This window comes from Thalassotalea marina, assembly GCF_014656435.1.
Lineage (GTDB): Bacteria > Pseudomonadota > Gammaproteobacteria > Enterobacterales > Alteromonadaceae > Thalassotalea_C > Thalassotalea_C marina.
Genome location: NZ_BNCK01000001.1, coordinates 540,660 through 559,069, shown reverse-complemented (window position 1 = coordinate 559,069; position 18,410 = coordinate 540,660). Strand labels below are relative to the sequence as shown.

At 41.0% G+C, this 18,410-nt stretch carries 18 protein-coding genes; all 18 read right to left on the bottom strand.

The features are described from left to right. Positions 1-36 precede the first annotated feature (36 nt). The 18 genes from flhA to IE199_RS02425 all read right to left on the bottom strand — a co-directional run bounded on the left by flhA (position 37) and on the right by IE199_RS02425 (position 18,329). Positions 37-2,139 (bottom strand): flagellar biosynthesis protein FlhA, encoded by a 2,103-nt coding sequence (flhA, locus tag IE199_RS02510; protein WP_189767129.1) that lies wholly within the window; start codon positions 2,137-2,139, stop codon positions 37-39. Between the two features lie 91 nt (positions 2,140-2,230). Further along, on the bottom strand, positions 2,231-3,361 hold the full coding sequence (gene flhB, locus IE199_RS02505; RefSeq protein ID WP_189767128.1) for a flagellar biosynthesis protein FlhB: 1,131 nt from the start codon (positions 3,359-3,361) through the stop codon (positions 2,231-2,233). Then, positions 3,362-4,144, bottom strand: coding sequence for a flagellar biosynthetic protein FliR (gene fliR, locus IE199_RS02500; RefSeq protein ID WP_189767127.1), 783 nt, complete (start codon positions 4,142-4,144; stop codon positions 3,362-3,364). Between the two features lie 9 nt (positions 4,145-4,153). Beyond that, entirely contained in the window at positions 4,154-4,423 is a 270-nt protein-coding gene (gene fliQ, locus IE199_RS02495) for a flagellar biosynthesis protein FliQ (protein WP_189767126.1), read from the bottom strand. Next, the gene (fliP, locus tag IE199_RS02490) at positions 4,423-5,163 is read right to left on the bottom strand and encodes a flagellar type III secretion system pore protein FliP (protein ID WP_373304754.1); all 741 of its coding nucleotides are present in this window, start codon (positions 5,161-5,163) and stop codon (positions 4,423-4,425) included. The genes fliQ and fliP overlap by 1 nt, the downstream gene beginning before the upstream one ends. Before the next feature lie 73 nt (positions 5,164-5,236). Continuing rightward, positions 5,237-5,650, bottom strand: a complete 414-nt coding sequence (gene fliO, locus IE199_RS02485) for a flagellar biosynthetic protein FliO (RefSeq protein WP_189767125.1) — start codon at positions 5,648-5,650, stop codon at positions 5,237-5,239. Then, positions 5,651-6,052 carry a flagellar motor switch protein FliN gene (gene fliN / locus IE199_RS02480; protein WP_189767124.1) on the bottom strand — a complete coding sequence of 134 codons (402 nt, stop codon included), beginning with the start codon at positions 6,050-6,052 and terminating at the stop codon, positions 5,651-5,653. A gap of 12 nt (positions 6,053-6,064) precedes the next feature. Continuing rightward, a complete protein-coding gene (gene fliM, locus IE199_RS02475) occupies positions 6,065-7,132 on the bottom strand; it encodes a flagellar motor switch protein FliM (RefSeq protein ID WP_189767123.1) in 1,068 nt (355 codons plus the stop codon). A 24-nt stretch (positions 7,133-7,156) separates the two neighbouring features. After that, entirely contained in the window at positions 7,157-7,711 is a 555-nt protein-coding gene (gene fliL, locus IE199_RS02470; protein WP_189767122.1) for a flagellar basal body-associated protein FliL, read from the bottom strand. A gap of 88 nt (positions 7,712-7,799) precedes the next feature. Then, positions 7,800-9,704, bottom strand: coding sequence for a flagellar hook-length control protein FliK (locus IE199_RS02465; protein ID WP_189767121.1), 1,905 nt, complete (start codon positions 9,702-9,704; stop codon positions 7,800-7,802). A 103-nt stretch (positions 9,705-9,807) separates the two neighbouring features. Beyond that, the gene (gene fliJ / locus IE199_RS02460; RefSeq protein ID WP_189767120.1) at positions 9,808-10,257 is read right to left on the bottom strand and encodes a flagellar export protein FliJ; all 450 of its coding nucleotides are present in this window, start codon (positions 10,255-10,257) and stop codon (positions 9,808-9,810) included. A gap of 15 nt (positions 10,258-10,272) precedes the next feature. Beyond that, the gene (gene fliI / locus IE199_RS02455; protein ID WP_189767119.1) at positions 10,273-11,655 is read right to left on the bottom strand and encodes a flagellar protein export ATPase FliI; all 1,383 of its coding nucleotides are present in this window, start codon (positions 11,653-11,655) and stop codon (positions 10,273-10,275) included. Positions 11,656-11,678: 23 nt separating this feature from the next. Next, the gene (gene fliH, locus IE199_RS02450) at positions 11,679-12,476 is read right to left on the bottom strand and encodes a flagellar assembly protein FliH (RefSeq protein ID WP_189767118.1); all 798 of its coding nucleotides are present in this window, start codon (positions 12,474-12,476) and stop codon (positions 11,679-11,681) included. Positions 12,477-12,503: 27 nt separating this feature from the next. Beyond that, positions 12,504-13,553 carry a flagellar motor switch protein FliG gene (gene fliG / locus IE199_RS02445; protein ID WP_189767117.1) on the bottom strand — a complete coding sequence of 350 codons (1,050 nt, stop codon included), beginning with the start codon at positions 13,551-13,553 and terminating at the stop codon, positions 12,504-12,506. Further along, positions 13,546-15,270 (bottom strand): flagellar basal-body MS-ring/collar protein FliF, encoded by a 1,725-nt coding sequence (gene fliF / locus IE199_RS02440; protein WP_189767116.1) that lies wholly within the window; start codon positions 15,268-15,270, stop codon positions 13,546-13,548. The genes fliG and fliF overlap by 8 nt, the downstream gene beginning before the upstream one ends. Positions 15,271-15,320: 50 nt before the next feature. After that, positions 15,321-15,665, bottom strand: a complete 345-nt coding sequence (fliE, locus tag IE199_RS02435) for a flagellar hook-basal body complex protein FliE (protein ID WP_189767115.1) — start codon at positions 15,663-15,665, stop codon at positions 15,321-15,323. 163 nt (positions 15,666-15,828) lie between these two features. Beyond that, entirely contained in the window at positions 15,829-17,169 is a 1,341-nt protein-coding gene (locus IE199_RS02430) for a sigma-54-dependent transcriptional regulator (RefSeq protein WP_189767114.1), read from the bottom strand. Further along, the gene (locus IE199_RS02425; protein WP_189767113.1) at positions 17,166-18,329 is read right to left on the bottom strand and encodes a sensor histidine kinase; all 1,164 of its coding nucleotides are present in this window, start codon (positions 18,327-18,329) and stop codon (positions 17,166-17,168) included. The genes IE199_RS02430 and IE199_RS02425 overlap by 4 nt, the downstream gene beginning before the upstream one ends. Positions 18,330-18,410 lie beyond the last annotated feature (81 nt).

The window sequence follows — 18,410 nt, the reverse complement described above, 5'->3', positions numbered from 1 at the left end:
TGTCAATCAAATATCTATTTCTACGATGTGATGGTGTTACTGTCCAATTGAGCTGACGATTTTTATTTGTTTGTCGTCTGGAATTTCCTGATAGGAAATCACTCTCAATCCTGGAATTGTGTATTTAACAAATTTAGCAAGTACAGTTCTTAACATTCCTGAAGTCAACAATATGGGGGTTTCGCCTGCCATTTCTTGTTGTTGAGCCCCTTCGTTAAGTGATGTTTGTAGTCTTTCTGCTAAACCTGGTTCAATTCCTGCGCCATCATCACCGGCCATTTGCATTGACTGGTGCAACATTTGTTCCAACTCTGGCGACAAAGTTATGACGGGTATTTCTGCGCTAGAACCAACAAGGTCTTGAATGATAAATTTCTTCAAAGTGATACGTACAGCGGCGGTTAATATTTCAGCATCTTGGCTCTTAGGTCCATATTCCACCAAGGTTTGTACAATGCTACGCATATCACGTACTGCAACACCTTCGTTCATTAGGTTTTGCAATACTTTAACCACAGTGCCTAGTGTTAAAGTTTCAGGAATTAACCCTTCAACTAACTTAGGATAATTTTTCGCTAAAATATCTAATAGATTTTGTACTTCTTCATGTCCTAACAACTGCGAAGCGTTATTGGTCAGTACTTGACTTAGATGTGTTGCAAGCACTGTCGCCGCATCAACAACGGTATAACCTAACGATTGTGCTTGTTCGCGTTGTGATTGATTGATCCAAACGGCGTCTAATCCAAAGGCAGGGTCTTTAGTGGCAACACCGTCAAGTTTGCCATAAACTTGGCCAGGGTTAATTGCCAAGTCATGATCATGACGAATTTCCGCTTCGCCAACAGTAACGCCCATTAAAGATATTTGATATGAATTAGGGTCTAAATCTAAGTTATCTCTAATATGAACTGCTGGTACTAAAAAGCCAAATTCTTGCGATAACTTTTTACGAACGCCTTTAATTCGGTTTAACAGTTCACCGCCTTGGCCTTTATCCACTAGCGGAATTAAACGATAGCCAATTTCTAAACCAACGATATCTACGTGGTTCACGTCGTCCCAATCAAGTTCTTTAACTTCATCAGTACGCTGAGCCGTTTCAACTTTTTGTTGTTCTTGGTTTTTAGCGTCTTCTATCGCTTTTGCTTTTTTATAACGACTGCCCATATAAGCACTGCCAGCAATTAATACTGCAAAGCTTAAAAATGCAAGGTGTGGCATACCTGGGACTATGCCCATGATGAACATTACAGCAGCGGCAATATATAAGGACTTTTCTTGACCTAATTGAGTGCTAACTTGAGCACCCATATCTTCACTGGTGTTTTGGCGAGTTACCACAATAGCGGTCGCAACTGAAAGTAATAGACCTGGAATTTGAGCGACTAAGCCATCACCAATTGTTAATAATGTATAAATTTCAACAGCATTACTAAAAGCTAAGTCATGTTGCACCATGCCAATGACTAAACCACCAATAATATTGATAAATAAAATCAAAATACCGGCAATAGCATCGCCTTTTACAAATTTACTGGCACCGTCCATCGAACCATAAAAATCTGCTTCACTGGTAACTTCTTTTCGACGCTCACGTGCTTCTTCTGCATTGATAAATCCAGCATTTAAATCGGCATCAATCGCCATTTGTTTACCAGGCATCGCATCAAGAGTAAAACGTGCGGTAACTTCTGAGATGCGCCCCGCACCTTTAGTGACAACTACAAAGTTAATAATGATCAAAATGAGGAAAACAACAAGACCAACGGCGTAGTTACCACCGATAACTACAGAGCCAAAAGCTTCTATCACTTTACCTGCGGCGTCTGGCCCTTCGTGACCTTCAAGCAGTACTACACGTGTACTGGCAACGTTTAGCGCAAGTCGTAAAATTGTCGCAATTAACAATACCGCGGGAAATGAGCCAAACTCTAATGGCTTAAGCGTATAAACAGTTATAAGAAGTACAACTAACGATAAGGCGATATTGAACGAAAACAAGATATCGAGCAACATAGCTGGCATAGGTAAAATAACCATACCCAGTGCTGCCATGACCAGTAATGGTGTACCGATCCCAGAAAGGTTACTGAATTTTTTCTGTTTTAATTGATTGAAATGTGCTGCAAATTGCATTTAATCATCACGTTGAAAATTTGACGCATACCACGATTTTGCAATAAATAGACCAATTTAGTTTATTAGCTTTTCCAGGAGTAAAATTTTTCTAGTACCTGAAGTCGTCTGGAATGGGAAGTTTTTTAGCAAGTGGTACTGGTCTACCACCCTTTCCTTTTTTAAATTCATTAAGTTGATAAATAAATGCCAGCACTTGGGCAACAGCAGCAAATAGCTCCTCTGGGATTTCCTCATCCACTTCCGAGGTATAATACAAAGAGCGAGCCAGCGATGGCGACGCGATGATTTCTACCCCATGCTCTTTGGCAATAGTACGAATATGTATTGCCATTTCATCTATGCCCTTGGCAACTACCACCGGCGCACCGCCAATAGCAGCATCATATTTAATCGCAACAGAATAATGTGTTGGGTTGGTGATAACCACATCTGAGTTAGGCACTTCTGACATCATGCGTCGTTGCGACATTTCATATTGCGTGCGACGTATTCGGCCTTTGTTTTCAGGGCTTCCTTCCGAGTTTTTTAACTCATCTTTAACTTCCTGTTTGGTCATTTTTAATTGGCGGATGTGATCCCACTTTTGATAGGGTGCATCAACGGCAACAATGACTACAAGAGACATACTTAATGCTAGAAACATCCAAAGCAACATTTCCACCGAATGACCAAAATTCTTAGGTATTGCCTCAATGCTAAGCGCCATAATTTCGTCAAATAAAAATACCAACAAAAGATAAGCACTCAAAACTACCACAAAGAATTTCAATAACGACTTAAGGAGTTCTACCCAAGCCTTGACACCAAACATTCGTTTAAAGCCTGCAATAGGGGATAATTTACTGGCTTTAGGTGCCATAGCTTCCAACGAAAAGTTCATGCCACCAATTAGGGTGTTACCTACAAATGCAGCTAAAACGATAATGGCAAACATCCAACCTAATGGTACCGCAATATTCCAAGCGGAATCGCTCACTATTTTAAAAAGCAAATGTACATCCATGGCCTCTTCGCGTGTTAAGCTAAATATGCGTTTTGTCATCAAACTCATCCGTTCAACAAGCGAATGACCAGTCAGTAATAATGCAACAGCACTACCGACTAAAACAAACATGGTGCCTAAATCTTTTGAACGGGCAATTTGACCTTTCTTTTTCGCATCAGCTAACTTTTTGGCCGTGGGTTGTTCGGTTTTTTCACCCGTGTCATTTTCAGCCATCTAACGAACCTCACAATCAATAAGGTAACAGCTAAAGTCGATGGCACGTTGCCATTGAAGTTCAAAGTGAGTTAAAAAATTCCCCATGGTAAGCCACATTATAAGTAAACCTGCACACATGGTAATAGGAAAGCCAATAGCAAAAATATTTAACTGAGGGGCTGCACGCGTCATGATACCAAAAGAAAAGTTAATCAATAACATCGCAGTCAGTGGTGCAATTGAAAGGGATAAAGCAGTAGCAAACATCCAACTGGCCCATTCCACAATCTCTTTGAACTTGGTTGCATCAAAGTCAGTCATAGGAATGGGCAATGTGTGAAAACTTGCTGTAATAAATTGTAGATACGCAAGATGACCATCCATCACCCAAAATAAAAGCGTAGACAGAATTAAGAAAAATTGTCCTACTGCTGGTACATTCATTCCTGTTGCGGGATCAACCATTGAAGCAAACCCAAGACCTGTTTGCATAGCGATTATCTGACCAGCCATGGTAAAGGTATTAACCACCATCATGGTCACTAAGCCTAACATTACGCCGATAATTGTTTGCTCTGCTACTAATAAGACTGTAGTAAGAGAAAATAAACTATCAACTTTCGCAGGTGGAATTGCAGGCATAATGGCAACTGTTATCGCGAGTGATAAAAATAGTTTGATACGACCAGGCACTGACTTTGCGCCAAGAGCAATCATTGACATGATAAGTGCAGAAACGCGAGAAAGTGGCAACAGAAAGTCTGCCATAAATTGGTTGACGACGGTTTCTGTAAATTCCACGATAAGCTCTTATGCAATAACCGAAGGAATCGAACTGACAAGCCTAATGGTGTAATCCATCAACTTTTGTACTAACCAGTGCGCACCAAAAATTAGCGCTAATAATGTAACGATTAATCGAGGTAAGAAACTTAAAGTTTGCTCATTGATAGAAGTTGCGGCTTGAAACACTGCAACAATTAAACCCACAATTAGGCTCGGCACAATGACCGCACTGACCAAAAGAATGACCAGAAAAAGTGCATCTCTTAGAATATCAACAAAAACCTCTGGACTCATTAGGTGACTCCCATGCCATAACTCGTGGCAATTGTTCCTATCACTAAATTCCAGCCATCGACTAAGACAAACAACATCAATTTAAATGGCAACGACACTATCATTGGTGACAACATCATCATACCCATTGCCATCAAAATACTGGCGACAACAAGATCTATGATTAAAAATGGGATAAAAAGCATAAAGCCAATCTGAAACGCTGTTTTTAGCTCACTGATAATAAATGCAGGAATAATAACTGTCATAGGTAAATCAGTTGGTTTATCGACTTGAGTAATACCAGCCATTTGTGCCAGCGTATCTAAATCCTTTAACCGTGTTTGCTCTAACATAAACGCACGAATAGGCACTTTTGCTGCATCTAGCGCTTCCATAGAGGTTTTTTGTTCTGCGATATAAGGTTGGATAGCTGTATCGTTAATCTGATGGTATACCGGCGTCATGATAAACATGGTTAAAAACAAAGTTAAACCAATAATAACTTGATTTGACGGCGTTTGTTGCAAACCAAAAGCTTGTCGTAAAATCGCCATAATCACCACAATACGGGTGAATGAGGTCATCATAATGATAGCCGCAGGGATAAACCCCAGAGCCGTCATAAAAATTAATACTTGTAGAGTGACAGAGTATTCCTGACTGCCATCAGGGTTTGTTGATAAAGTGACTGCAGGTAATGAAAGTTCTTGTTCAGCAAACGCATGGCCAGTAAATAACGACAAACTTGCTAGCAACATTAACCACAGCATTTTACCATTAAAAAGCCATTGAAACTGTTTCTGTATTGACCTTCGATTATGTTGCATACCCTTACTCGGACTTTTGTTGTTTTTGTTTAAATATTGGTTGAAATGACAAGTTGACGTCATTTACTTGGGAAATTGGTTTATCTAAAGTTTTTAGTAGATTTACTTGTTGGCCACTCACCCCTAATAAGAGTTGCTCATCGCCAACTTGTACAACCATGACCTTTTCCTTTGTCCCCAAAGGTAAAGTTGCAACAACTTTCATCTTCGAAGTTTGTGTTGTGACCATATTAAACTTTTTTAACAGCCAAGCACTTGCAACAATCAATAACAAGACGAGTAAAAGCGATAGTATCATGGTTGTCGCATCGAGGTTTACATTAGCATGTTTTCCTACTTCAACCGAAGTTTGCTCAGCAACAACAGTCAACGGTAAGCTAAATAACATTGTAAATACGATGCGATTTATAGTATTCATTTATTTAAGCTTTTTAATTCGTTCAACTTGGCTTATTACATCAGTTAAACGGATACCAAATTTATCATTAACAACAACCACTTCGCCATGTGCTATTAAAGTCCCATTAACTAACACATCCAAAGCTTCACCTGCGACACGATCTAGTTCCACAACAGAGCCTTGGTTAAGTTGTAGTAAGTTTCTGATGCTGATTTGACTACGCCCTACTTCCATGGAAATAGTGACAGGAATGTCTAAAATGGTGTCTAATTTACGCTTTTCTTCGCCAGTTAACGGCGCATCCTGTTGTAGTTCATCGAGTTCGACAGCTTGAGCTTCAAGCGCATCGCTGGCTTCAGCTTCCGCCTGCTCATCCATCGCTTCGTCCCACATGCTCAGATCTTCATTATCATCACTCATGATTTCGCCTTATTAATACTCTAAATCATCTTCTAGTAGGTGCAATTCAGCATCACTATCTAATCGTTTACCACCTTTGGTTAAAATGGTCAGTTCATTTTTAACCGATTCAGGTCGTTTAATCTTCTCTTCAATTTGTAAGGCAACGTTGTCCCTACTCTTACCTAACTTCGCTCTAAAAGTCGGTAGGTCTTCAATTAATACGGTGATGTGCTCAGGCATTTCAATCGGAATAATATCGCCTGCTTCAAGCTCCATAATCTTTGATAGCGGTAAATCCACTTCTAAGAATTTGGTTGAAAGTTCAACCGGTACATCCATGATTTCATCGCGCAATGCTTTTGACCAGCGCATGTCGGTGTCTTCTTTATCACTTTGCACACCGGCATCTAATAATTCACGGATTGGCTCAAGCATCGAATACGGTAAAGCAACATGAAAATCGCCACCACCGCCATCAAGTTCTATGTGAAATGAACTGATGACAACCACTTCCGTTGGGCTAACAATGTTTGCCATTGAAGGGTTTACTTCTGAGTCCAAGTATTCAAAAGAAACATCCATAACTGGTGACCAAGCTTCTTTATAATCTTCAAAAATTAGCTTGAGTAACATTTGGATGATACGGCGTTCTGTTGGCGTGAACTCGCGCCCTTCAATTTTTGCGTGGTAACGACCATCACCACCAAAAAAGTTATCCACCAAAATAAAGACGAGCCTAGCTTCCATGGTAATAAGGCCAGTACCTTTTAGTGGTCTAAACCTCACCATGTTTAAACTGGTCGGTACAAATAAAGTGTGAACATATTCACCAAACTTTATCATTTGTATACCGTTAATTGACACTTCCGCCGTTCGACGCATCATGTTAAATAAACTAATACGCATGTGACGAGCAAAGCGTTCGTTGACCATTTCCAATGTTGGCATTCGGCCACGAACAATTCTGTCTTGAGATGAAAAATCGTAGTCACTATGACCTTCGGATTTTTTATACTCTTCGACCGCTTCGTCTTCTTCGACCTCATCTACGCCATGGAGTAGCGCGTCAATTTCGTCTTGTGATAATAAATCACTCACCTTGGATACTCTTTATCGTCTGTGTTATTGCATAACAAAACCAGTAAACAATACTTGTTCTACTACTTTTTGTCCTTCAATATCCGTCATGATTTTGTGTACTTCTGCCAGAGACTGTTGCTTAAGTGACGTTTTGCCTGCACTTGTTGCTAAATCGTCGGCATTTGACTGTGAAAACACGGCTAACAATGTACTTTCAATTAAAGGCACGTGTTTTTTTGCTGCTTCTTCGTTGTCAGATCCTCTGACTAACAGCTGTACTCGAATTTCAACAAATCGGTCACGACTTGCGCCAGGTACATTAAACCTAAACGGACGAGGCATTGGCACATAAAGCGCAGAGCCCATGCTAGCACCAGCGTCTGCCGCTGGTTGCCCTTCTTCACCCTCTACAGCTTCGCCAGAATCAAGAGCGGCTTCAAGTTGCTCTGCACTTGGCTCATCACTACCGCCCATAAAGAAAAAAGCTGCACCGCCACCAATTGCCAACACAGCAACTACGGCGATGATAATCACCATCATTTTTTTCTTTTTGCCAGAATTATCTAGTTCTAGCTCTTTGTCATTATCTTCAGCCATGGCTGGTCCTTATCCGATAACTTCAGTTATACCAATTATATACTGCAACTATATCTTCGATTGCAGAATGCGCAACTGCTTTTGTACATTACGCGTAGTAATCAATACCAGTTGATGAAGCTTTATACAAATTTGGATTTACCTGCTCTAATGTTTGACTCATTTCATCGTCAGTTTCAGAACCGTTGTAACGACTTTGTCCTTGAGCCGATGCTTGCTCTGAATTTTGATTATCTCGTTGTTCAATATTAGCATCACCCACATCAACACCACTTTGCGCTAGCATATCTTTTAATTTGCCCATGTGTTGCTCTAGCGCTTCTTTTGCTTGTTGTGATTGCACCACAAAATTAACTGCGGCTTGTTCATTTTGAAGATTTAACTTAACTTGCATACTGCCAAGTTCAGGTGGATCAAGTCTGATTTCCAATTGTCTCAGTTTTTGATTAATTGCCACCATCACCTTTTCTTTAACAGCAACACTAAAATCTTTTCGATTAATTGCAATGGTCTCCTGCATTATCGCTTGTACTGATTTAGCAGATTGTGTCGACAAAGATTCGTGACTCGGACGGTGGGCAGCAGCTTGAATGCTCGCTAACTCGCGCTCATGCGCCGTTTGCAGTTTGGCGTCTAACTCTGCATTGGCACTACCAGTAACAGGTTGAGCATTTTGCGTATTCCTTTCAACAATTTGTTCTGCAAAAGATGTTTTAGCAGATACTTGCACTTGTTCTTTTATTAAAACATCTTGCTGCTGTTTCATTGACTGTTCAGTGTTTTCTTGTTCAGAGCTTGCCTGTTGATTACCTTGTTGTTCAGTTGAAACCACTGAATTCGTTGACTGATTTACCACCCTGACTTCTGCTGCCTTATCCGAAGTCACTTTTGCTGTATTATCGTTAACTACAGAAGCTGGGCTTACCACTTGGTTCACCGCATCAGGTGCCTGCTCTTCTACCGTCTCATTTTGTAAGCTTTGTTCATTTGGGTTTGGCTTTGCAGTAATAACAGGTTCTATATTGGGTTTAACCGGAGAAATACTGTCTTGCTGCTTTTTGTTTTCAGTAAGTACTGACTCACTATCTACCGAACTAATCGAAGCGATATCTTCCGGTGCATTTTGCTCTAATTGTACAGCTTCTCTTGTGTTGGTATTTTCATTATTTATTTGAGTTGATTGATTTGCTGACGCCGCTAAAGCATTTTTTGCTGACTCACTAGTTTTACCACCACCTGAAGTTAATAACTCATCGATTTGCACTTCACCTTCAACAGTAGAAGCGGCGGCGACATTATCTAATGGTTGTTCTTCTGATTGTGTATTTACAGCGACTTCTGCTGCTGCACTTTTCACAGTTTGCGCAGATTTACTGACATCAACGATCGTTTCCGATGTTATCTGTGATTTCAGTTGTGGCTTTGTTGCTTGTAACTCGGTATCATTAGCCTCTTGTACTTCGGTTTCATCAGATATTGGTGCATCTTCTTGTACCAACTGCTTAGACTCACCATTGATTACCGCACTAGGAGTAGCAAACTCTTGTGGTTTTGCGTTAACTTTATCTGTAGAAGTACTTTCTGAAGCGTTAATAAAATCAAGTAATTTTATCGCCACTTCCGCTCGTTTATTGCCAAAGTTATCAGCGCTAGTATCAAATTCAATACTTTCGATTGGCTGCTCTTCATCTGGCGTTGATTGGTTAGTATTTTTTTCTGTTTGCTCAGTAGTCACTGCAGCTTTATCTAGTTTATCAACTGCTGAGCTGGCATCTGGTGATGTCTTGGCATCTATGGCTTTATCTTTGTTCGGCTGTTGCTCATTGCCGCTGCCTTGCCGCTTTTCTGCTTGATTTTTCCCCTGTTCATATGCCATGTAACTAGAGAATTGGCTACCTTCACCTGTAGATTCATTTGCTTTACCACTTGAAATTACTTCTTTATTTTCAGAAGGTTGAGAAATATCTATCGAAAGCGTATTTATCAATGCCATGATTAAGCCTTGCCTTAAAAGTTGAACTAACCTTAGAAGTTAGCAATTGTTGTACCAATAAAACGGCATGTCCTGTGGTTCATGCTATAAGCGAATAGATTGTTTACAAGTGCGCTTGCTTGCGTCTGATAAACTGTTGCGTGGCAATTTCATCAAACATTGCTTGTTCAACTTTAGCTGCTTTGCTCGCTAATAGAGCAAGTTGTTTTTCTTTCAGCTTTTCAACCGCTTGTACTTTTTGCCTTTGTTGTTGCCATTGCAATTTTTTTTGTTCAACTAAGGACTTTGCTTGTCGAATAGCAATTTCCACTTGTTCTGCGGCATTATCGAGCTTGGCGACAAATGCGTGGAAATGACGATAAGTGGCGCTATCTATACCTGATTGAGCACGTTGTGATAAACGCTTCATGTATTCGAGGCGAAACTGACCAACACTTTCCAAACGTGTCAGGTTGTCTTGGTAGTCTTTTTCCGCCAACTGCAACGCCTTAATTGCTTGCTGCTCTTTATCATTTTCGACTTTAAGCAGGGTGTTTATTTGATTCATCGACATGCCAACTTACTCCTATTATTGCTGTCTTGCACCGGCGGCGGCTTGTGACTGAGACTGTGCATGCGCTTGTGCAGCAGCAGTAATTTCTTGTAACTGTGCCAAACTTTGATCATAAGGTACGACTTCATTCATTTTTTGCTGTAAGAAGAAATTGATCACTGGTAATAATTGAATTGACTGATCAATTCTAGGATCAGTTCCTCTGCTGTATGCACCGATTGAGATAAGATCTTTGTTTTGCTGATAAAGTGAATAAAATTGCTTTAAATTACGTGCAAGGTCTTGATGTTCCTCACTGGTCACCATTGGCATCACCCGTGAAATTGACGCTTCAATATCAACAGCAGGAAAATGCCCGCTGTCAGCTAATTGGCGTGACAAAACAATATGACCATCTAATATCGCACGAGCCGAATCAGCAATAGGGTCTTGCAAATCATCACCTTCAGTTAATACGGTAAAAAACGCTGTTATTGCGCCTTGACCATCACCGCCGTTACCCGCACGTTCAACCAACTGAGGTAGCTTTGAAAATACTGATGGTGGATAACCTTTAGTTGCCGGCGGTTCACCAACAGCTAAGGCGATTTCACGCTGGGCTTGAGCATATCGGGTTATCGAATCAATCAGTAATAAAACATTTAGCCCTTGATCTCGAAAGTACTCAGCAATTTGAACGGCGGTTTCACAGCCCTTTAATCGCATTAGTGGTGAATTATCGGCAGGAGCTGCAACCACGACAGATCTCGCTCGCCCCTGTTCACCAAGGATCTCTTCAATAAATTCTTTAACCTCTCGGCCACGTTCACCAACTAAACCAACGACAATAACGTCAGCCGTGGTACCTCGTGTCATCATGCCTAGCAATACACTTTTACCAACACCAGAGCCAGCAAAAAGCCCCATCCGCTGGCCTTGGCCTACAGTTAAAAAGCTATTAATCGAGCGAACACCAACATCTAATGGTTCAGTAATCGCTCGTCGCGCAAGTGGGTTAATCGGTTTGTTTGTTGAAGTATGTTCTTTGTCGGCTTTGATCGGGCCTTTACCATCGAGTGGCTTACCCACGCCATCAACAACCCTGCCGAGCAAATCCATCGATAATGGTAAACGCACTTTAGTAGACAAAGGCACAACTCGAGCACCAGGCATAACGCCCTGTAAACTTTGCTCTGGCATAAGGAATGTTATTTCACCGGAAAAGCCAACCACTTCGGCAATTAAATCGCCTTGAGCAGTTTCAACCAAACACTGGCTTCCTACATGTGCTTTTACACCAACAGCTTCAAGTGTTAAGCCAACCACACGAACCAAACGGCCGGCGACAGAAATTGGCTGACGATGAATAAATTGTTGGCAGTTAGACAACCGCTCATTGAGACGCTGCACATTAATCATCAAATAATTGACACTTTAAAGGTTTATTTTTGATGTAATGCTTCTTGCAAAAAAGATTCCAATACTTCTTTAATACGGGTTTTCATCGATAAATCTATGTTGGATGTGCTGTTTTCGATTTGACAACTTCCCGGAGTTAAATGTGGTGCAGGTAATAACCGCCAGCCCTGTTGCTGAATATCGTCGGCTGAAAATTGCTGTTCAACTACTTTGATATCGTCAGGGTGCAATAAAATATGTGTTTGTGCTTCTTGGCTAGGCAAGGCCTTAATACCAGCATTAATCGCTGATAACAAAATATCATGATTTACTGAAACTTCATGATGCGTAATGGCTTCAGTTAATTGCACCGTTAGTTGAATCAACTGCTGTTCAATATTGTTTTCCACCACCTTTAATGGATGATGAAGTTGATCAACTAATTGTTGCCACTGCTCAGCCAACGCCGTTACTTGCGTTTGTCCTTCTGCTAACCCTTGATTTATGCCTTCCTCATGACCTGTTTTAACACCTTCTTCGTGACCTGCTTTTTGACCTTGTTCAAACCCAGTGGCAAAACCTTCTTCTTTACCTTGGTTAAAGCCTTCTTCATAGGCGGCTTGTCGTATTTGTTCAATATCTTCAGCAGTTAACGGCGCAACTTCTTCCTCTGCCTCTTCAGGAGGTTCATATCGCCACGTCGGTTTTTTATTGAGTGCATTAGTCACTTGTTCAGACTCATTAACCTCCTGCTCAACAGAAGGTAAAGCCCATACATTAGAGTCAGCATCATCTGATTTAATGACTTTTTTATGAATTGGTGTTTTAGAGTAGTTTTTCATGATGTTACTTCTGGGCATTATGCCTCATTACAAGAACTCGTCGCCACCACCAGCGCCACCAAGCATAATCTCGCCTGCGTCAGAAAGTCGTCTAGCGATAGAAAGAATTTCTTTCTGTGCCGCTTCAACTTCACTGATACGTACAGGTCCCATGGCTTCTAAATCATCAACCATCATTTCTGCCGCACGTTTCGACATATTCGACATGATCTTCTCTTTCAGTGCATCGTCTGCACCTTTGATGGCTTTCATTAAGGCGTCTTGCTGTACTTCACGTAATATAGCTTGAATACCACGATCATCTACGTCAGCTAAGTTTTCAAACACAAACATAAGATCTTGAATTTGTTGACTCATTTCCTCGTCATGTTCACGAATTGAATCCATCAACATGCCTTCAATGTTAGTGTCTAGGTAGTTCATAATATCGGCAGCTGCTTTTAAGCCGCCCATTTTCGCCGCTTGTGCACCCGCTTGACCAGCAAACTGTTTCTCCATGATCTCGTTAAGTTCTTGCAATGCTGCTGGTTGAACTTCTTCAAGGTTGGCAATACGCATCATAAGATCAAGGCGCGTTTTTTCTGCAAATTGACTTAATATTTCAGCTGACTGTTCAGGCTCTAAGTAAGACAAAACAATGGTTTGAATCTGAGGATGTTCATTGCGAATGATATTCGCCACTTGTTTTGAATCCATCCACTTCAAAGAGTCTAGACCTTTTGCACCACCGCCCATGACGATTTGGTCAATTAAGTTTCCGGCTTTATCTTCACCCAATGCAGCGGTTAAGGCTTTACGAACAAATTCTTCGCTTTGGAAACCAATGGTACTGAAATTTTGGATTTCATTGATAAAAAGTTTGTGAACAGCAGTAATTTTTTCTTGAGTAAAATCTTCCATTGCCGCCATCACAGTACCTACCTGTTGTACTTGTTTTGGCTCTAAATGTTTTAATATTTGCGCGGCATCTTCTTCTGAAAGGCTTAGCAGCAAAATTGCCGCTTTTTCAGCGCCTTCAAGTTTATCGACGTCAAATCCACCTTTTACAGGTGCTATTTCTCGGGTTTCATCACTCATCTTCAATCAACCAACTTTTCACTACTTGAGAGGATAACTCTGGCTCATTAGCAACCAAAGCACGCACCGCTTTAAGAATATCTTCATCACGATGCAGGTCTGGTAATTGTAGACTACCATCAGCGGCAAAGCCTACTGCACCTGCATCAAAATCTGCAGTTAGCATATCCATTGTTTCATCACCTAAGTCTACATGACTATCAAGTGATTTATCACCATAATCGTTCGGCGATTGATTTGGATTAATTAGACGGTTCAGCATTGGACGAACAACAGCAAAAATAAGTACGATGATAATGAAAACACCACCGCCAAGTTTAGCCATTTTGAAAAACCATGCTTGCTCGTAAAATGGCAATGCTTCTGGTTCTTCCATTTCCATGCGAGAAAACGGTAAAGTAACAACTTCTAACGCATCACCACGCTGTAAATCAAAACCGATACTGCCTTGCAATAGGCGGCGGATATTGGCCAGTTCTGCCACACTGCGAGGACTTGGCTCGACCTTCCCTTCAGCATTAGGTTTGTTTAAATAATCTAATGCTACCGAAACACTAATGCGACGAATCACACCTGTTTGCTGCTTGGTATAGCTGATAGACTCATCTAATTCAAAATTCTTTGTTGATTCTGAATGTTTGCGACTAGGTACCGATTTTTGCGCATTAGCACCCGTGGCATTTTCAGGAATGTTAGAATCTAATGGCGGTTGGTTGGTAAGTGCCCCAGGAATGCCACCTGCACTTCCACCAATTGATGTTTCTTCCACCTTCATTTCACTTCGAAGTGCAGGTAAATCTGGATTATAACGACGCTGCGTTTCTTCGCTGTTGGTAAAGTCCATGGTAACGTCAACTTGCGCAGTGTAGTTACCTAAACCAACAACTGGGATCAAAATGCTGTCGATTTTGTCTAAGTATTCTTTTTCACGTTTTTGTTCAATTTCAAATTCTTTGCGTGAACGTGAAGAAATTGAATCTTGTGAACCAGAATTAAGCAGTCGACCATTTTGATCTGTCACCGTTACACGGTTTGGATCTAAGTTTTGAACAGCAGAAGCAACAATATCAACGATAGAATCTACTTCTTCCTCTGATAGCAATCGGCCTTTACGTAACGTTAGCACTACTGTAGCTGAAGGATTTTTTTCACGTTTAGCAAAAACATTGTCACGAGGAATAGCGAGTAGTACACGTGCACGGCTAACAGTTTGTAACTCTTCGATAGTTCTCGCCAGTTGTTTCTCACGAGAGTGTTTTAAACGTTCACGCTCTAATCGTTGGCTTACGCCAAACCCCATATCTTGCATAATGATTTCGTCGCCAGCTTGAGGCTCTTCGGTTAGGCCTTCACGGGCTAACATCAACTTTATGTCTTGATATTGGTCGGCAGGAACAGAAATTGTGTTGTTTTCTTGTTTGTAATCCTTAACGCCATTGGCATCAAGAAAGTCCATGGTTTTAATAAGTTGGTCAGTTGGAAGTTTAGCTAAGTAACGATATTCAGGCTGGTTTGCCCACATAATAACAAACACCGCTATCGCCAAACAGATAGCTAATGCCATGATCAAAGTAATTTGACGTAAGACATCAACATTACCCATTGCCGCAGCAAAGCCAGATTTTTGTTCTTCAATATCAGACGAGTTATCGTCGGCCGCCACTAGATCTGAGCCGCTATTGGTAGTTGCTAGTGCTGTATTTGATGAATCTGCCACGTGTAACTCTCCGCTAAACTACTGTAATACACTTAATACTGAACAATTGCCTAAACAGGCATACTCATGATTTCTTTATACGCTTCAACAAACTTGTTTCGTACTTGCACCGTTGCTTCAAAAGCAATACCCGATTTAGCAGAAGCAATCATAGTATCTGACAACGACACACTTCTATCGCCCATTTCAAAACGGTTACGTAATTCACCCGTTTCTTTTTGTAAATCGTTGACCGTGTTGACCGCGTTTTTTAACAATGTGCCGAAGTCGCTACCCGAGGTATTCGCAGTTTCACTAATAGCTTCTACATTGTTATTTGTGGTCATTCGATTACCCATGGCTTCAAGCTGCATACTTTGCATTTGGGCATACAAGGAGTTGCTTTTAATATCCATAGTGTTTTCTCGCGTCAAAATTTTGTAAAAAGTGTTAACTAACACTGATTAAAGCAATCTTGATGCCAACCAGAAAAGCAGAGGAAATGTATATATTATTCAAACAGATAAATCTTCACCAAAGCGACGACTTTGGTGAAGATTTAAAGAACTAGGAAGGAAATTATGCTGGTATTTGAATACCACAGTCACGCATACGAGCGATTTTATATCTTAATGTTCTCGGGCTGATCCCTAATTGCTCTGCCACAGCTTTTCTACTGCCCTGACAGGCTTGCAGTGTATCTAAAATAATTTGGTGTTCTTGCATTTTCAGCTCGTTGCCCAACTTATCTTCACTAGGTTTAGATGATGCAACTTCACTAATTGGCGAAGTGTTGAAGTCGTCAATCAATAAATCAGATGATTCAATCACACCGTCGCTATGCAGAATAAGAGCACGTTGCACCACATTATCAAGCTCTCGCACATTGCCAGGCCAATGATAAGCAGTAAGCTTACTTCTAGCTGAGGCTGTAAATTCAGGAATCGCTTGTCCATCTTTATCACAGATACGTGCAACAAGATGTTTAGCCAAGGGCACTATGTCATCTTTGCGCTGTGCTAATGGTAACCAATTAAGTGGAAATACGTTTAAGCGGTAGTATAAATCTTCACGGAAGATACCTTCTGAAACCGCTTCTTTTAAATCACGGTTGCTGGTTGCGATTACGCGAACATCAAGTTTAATGGTTTTTCTACCACCTAAACGTTCTACTTCTCGCTCTTGTAAAACACGCAATATCTTGGCTTGTAAACCAAGATCCATTTCGGTGATCTCATCCAATAAAATAGTGCCACCTTGGGCTTGCTCAAATTTGCCTGGGCAAGCCTGAATTGCCCCAGTAAACGCACCTTTTTCATAACCAAACAAGGTTGCTTCTAACATATTTTCGGGAATAGCGGCGCAATTAATGGCGACAAAAGGCTGATCTGCACGTGCCGAGTGATTATGTACATACTGCGCAAGTACTTCTTTACCTGAGCCACTTGGCCCTAACACCATCACAGAGGCATCTGTTGAGGCAACTTTACGCGCCAACTTTAATAACGCAATACTTTGGCTGTCTTCAACCACAGGTTCAAAATTTGATTCACGTTTTTGTGGCACATACTGATTAACCATATTCAGTAGCACTTCTGGCGCAAAGGGCTTTGCCATATAGTTGCAGGCACCGTCTTTAATCGCTTGAACCGCATCATCAATTGTGCCATAGGCAGTCATGATCAAAACGGGTAAGTTAGGGTGTGTGCTTTTGATGCTTTTTAGCAGATTTAACCCACTCATACCATCCATATGAACATCGCTGACAACAAGATCAATTTGATGATTTTTTAACAGTAATAAAGCACGTTCGCCTGATTCGGCTTCTACCGTCTGATAACCTGCAAGTGAAATAGTATCGATGAGTGCTTCACGTAACCCCGCATCATCTTCAACAACTAAAATTTTACTTTGGCTCATTGCAGTTCTCCCCCATTTTTTTGCGCTACTTGCTCCGTTGCATCCATAGGCAGCATAGGTAATGAAATAACAAAATGTGCGCCTTCGCCTGGTTTACTGATCAAGTGAACTTCGCCTTGATGCGCATTAGCAACCGATTTTACTACCGCTAAGCCAAGACCTGTGCCTTGTGATCTGGAAGTATAAAACGGTTCAAAAATTTTACTCGCTTGTTCAGCAGCTATGCCTGGCCCATTGTCTTGAACACTGATATAAACACGCTGATCACTGCAATAACAGGCAATTTCTATATGCGCAGCTGTGTTTATCACCTCAAGACTGTTGTGTACTAAGTTTTGGATGGCACCTGCTAGCGCCGTTTTATTACCTAAAACATGGCAATCGTCTGGACATGGTTGAATTGCAATTTGGGCATTTGCTTTTTCAACTAAGGGTTCAAGTAACTGTACCGATTCGTTGACAAGCTCGTTGATAGACAAAGGTGCGACAACTTGTTGCTGCCCACTTTTAGAAAACAACAACATATCATTTACTGTTTGCTCTAAATCCGCTAAACGAGACATTAACTTTTCTTGAAACTTGTTTCGCTCTTCGGTTTTAAGCTGTTTATTCTTTAAGTTGGCGCCATACAACATCGCTGCTGAAAGGGGTGTACGCACTTGGTGTGCTAATTTTGACACCATTTGGCCTAAAGAGGATAAACGCTGCATTTGACTTAGTTTATCTTGCAATAATCGCGTTTCAGTTAAATCAGTGATCATGATCAACTGACCCGGTTGATCAACTAACGCGGTAATTTCTAGCTTAACGCGACGTCCGTCTTTTAATGAAACTTCATGCCAGTCATCAGCGCGGGGCTTAAATGAACGGCGAATCACATCAAACCACGGATGCCCTAAAATAGGCTCTTCGAGAAGTTTACTGGCAATGGCATTAATTTTAACCACAATACCGTTACCATCTAACATGATCATGCCTGTTGGCATAACATCAATTAGCTTTTCTAATTGGCTTGATTGCTGCCTCAACAAGGCGAGCTCACCTGGGTAAGCTTCAGTTTCTAATGCGTTTTGATTAACTGCAAGCGGCTGCTCAACAAAAGGAAATACTTTTTGTTGATAGTGTGCAGATACAGATTGATTTGAAACGGCAACAACCATAATACTTTACTCGAATTAACATTACATTCCGAATAAAGCATTATTTATGCCAAAGAATTTTTTCTATATTTTTCTGTAGGT

Bases quoted from the DNA above. Each gene is read 5' to 3' on its own strand.
- flhA (WP_189767129.1), bottom strand. From the start codon at position 2,139: ATGCAATTTGCAGCACATTTCAATCAATTAAAACAGAAAAAATTCAGT.
- flhB (WP_189767128.1), bottom strand. From the start codon at position 3,361: ATGGCTGAAAATGACACGGGTGAAAAAACCGAACAACCCACGGCCAAA.
- fliQ (WP_189767126.1), bottom strand. From the start codon at position 4,423: ATGAGTCCAGAGGTTTTTGTTGATATTCTAAGAGATGCACTTTTTCTG.
- fliP (WP_373304754.1), bottom strand. From the start codon at position 5,163: ATGTTGCTAGCAAGTTTGTCGTTATTTACTGGCCATGCGTTTGCTGAA.
- fliO (WP_189767125.1), bottom strand. From the start codon at position 5,650: ATGAATACTATAAATCGCATCGTATTTACAATGTTATTTAGCTTACCG.
- fliN (WP_189767124.1), bottom strand. From the start codon at position 6,052: ATGAGTGATGATAATGAAGATCTGAGCATGTGGGACGAAGCGATGGAT.
- fliL (WP_189767122.1), bottom strand. From the start codon at position 7,711: ATGGCTGAAGATAATGACAAAGAGCTAGAACTAGATAATTCTGGCAAA.
- IE199_RS02465 (WP_189767121.1), bottom strand. From the start codon at position 9,704: ATGGCATTGATAAATACGCTTTCGATAGATATTTCTCAACCTTCTGAA.
- fliJ (WP_189767120.1), bottom strand. From the start codon at position 10,257: ATGTCGATGAATCAAATAAACACCCTGCTTAAAGTCGAAAATGATAAA.
- fliI (WP_189767119.1), bottom strand. From the start codon at position 11,655: ATGATTAATGTGCAGCGTCTCAATGAGCGGTTGTCTAACTGCCAACAA.
- fliH (WP_189767118.1), bottom strand. From the start codon at position 12,476: ATGAAAAACTACTCTAAAACACCAATTCATAAAAAAGTCATTAAATCA.
- fliG (WP_189767117.1), bottom strand. From the start codon at position 13,553: ATGAGTGATGAAACCCGAGAAATAGCACCTGTAAAAGGTGGATTTGAC.
- fliE (WP_189767115.1), bottom strand. From the start codon at position 15,665: ATGGATATTAAAAGCAACTCCTTGTATGCCCAAATGCAAAGTATGCAG.
- IE199_RS02430 (WP_189767114.1), bottom strand. From the start codon at position 17,169: ATGAGCCAAAGTAAAATTTTAGTTGTTGAAGATGATGCGGGGTTACGT.
- IE199_RS02425 (WP_189767113.1), bottom strand. From the start codon at position 18,329: ATGGTTGTTGCCGTTTCAAATCAATCTGTATCTGCACACTATCAACAA.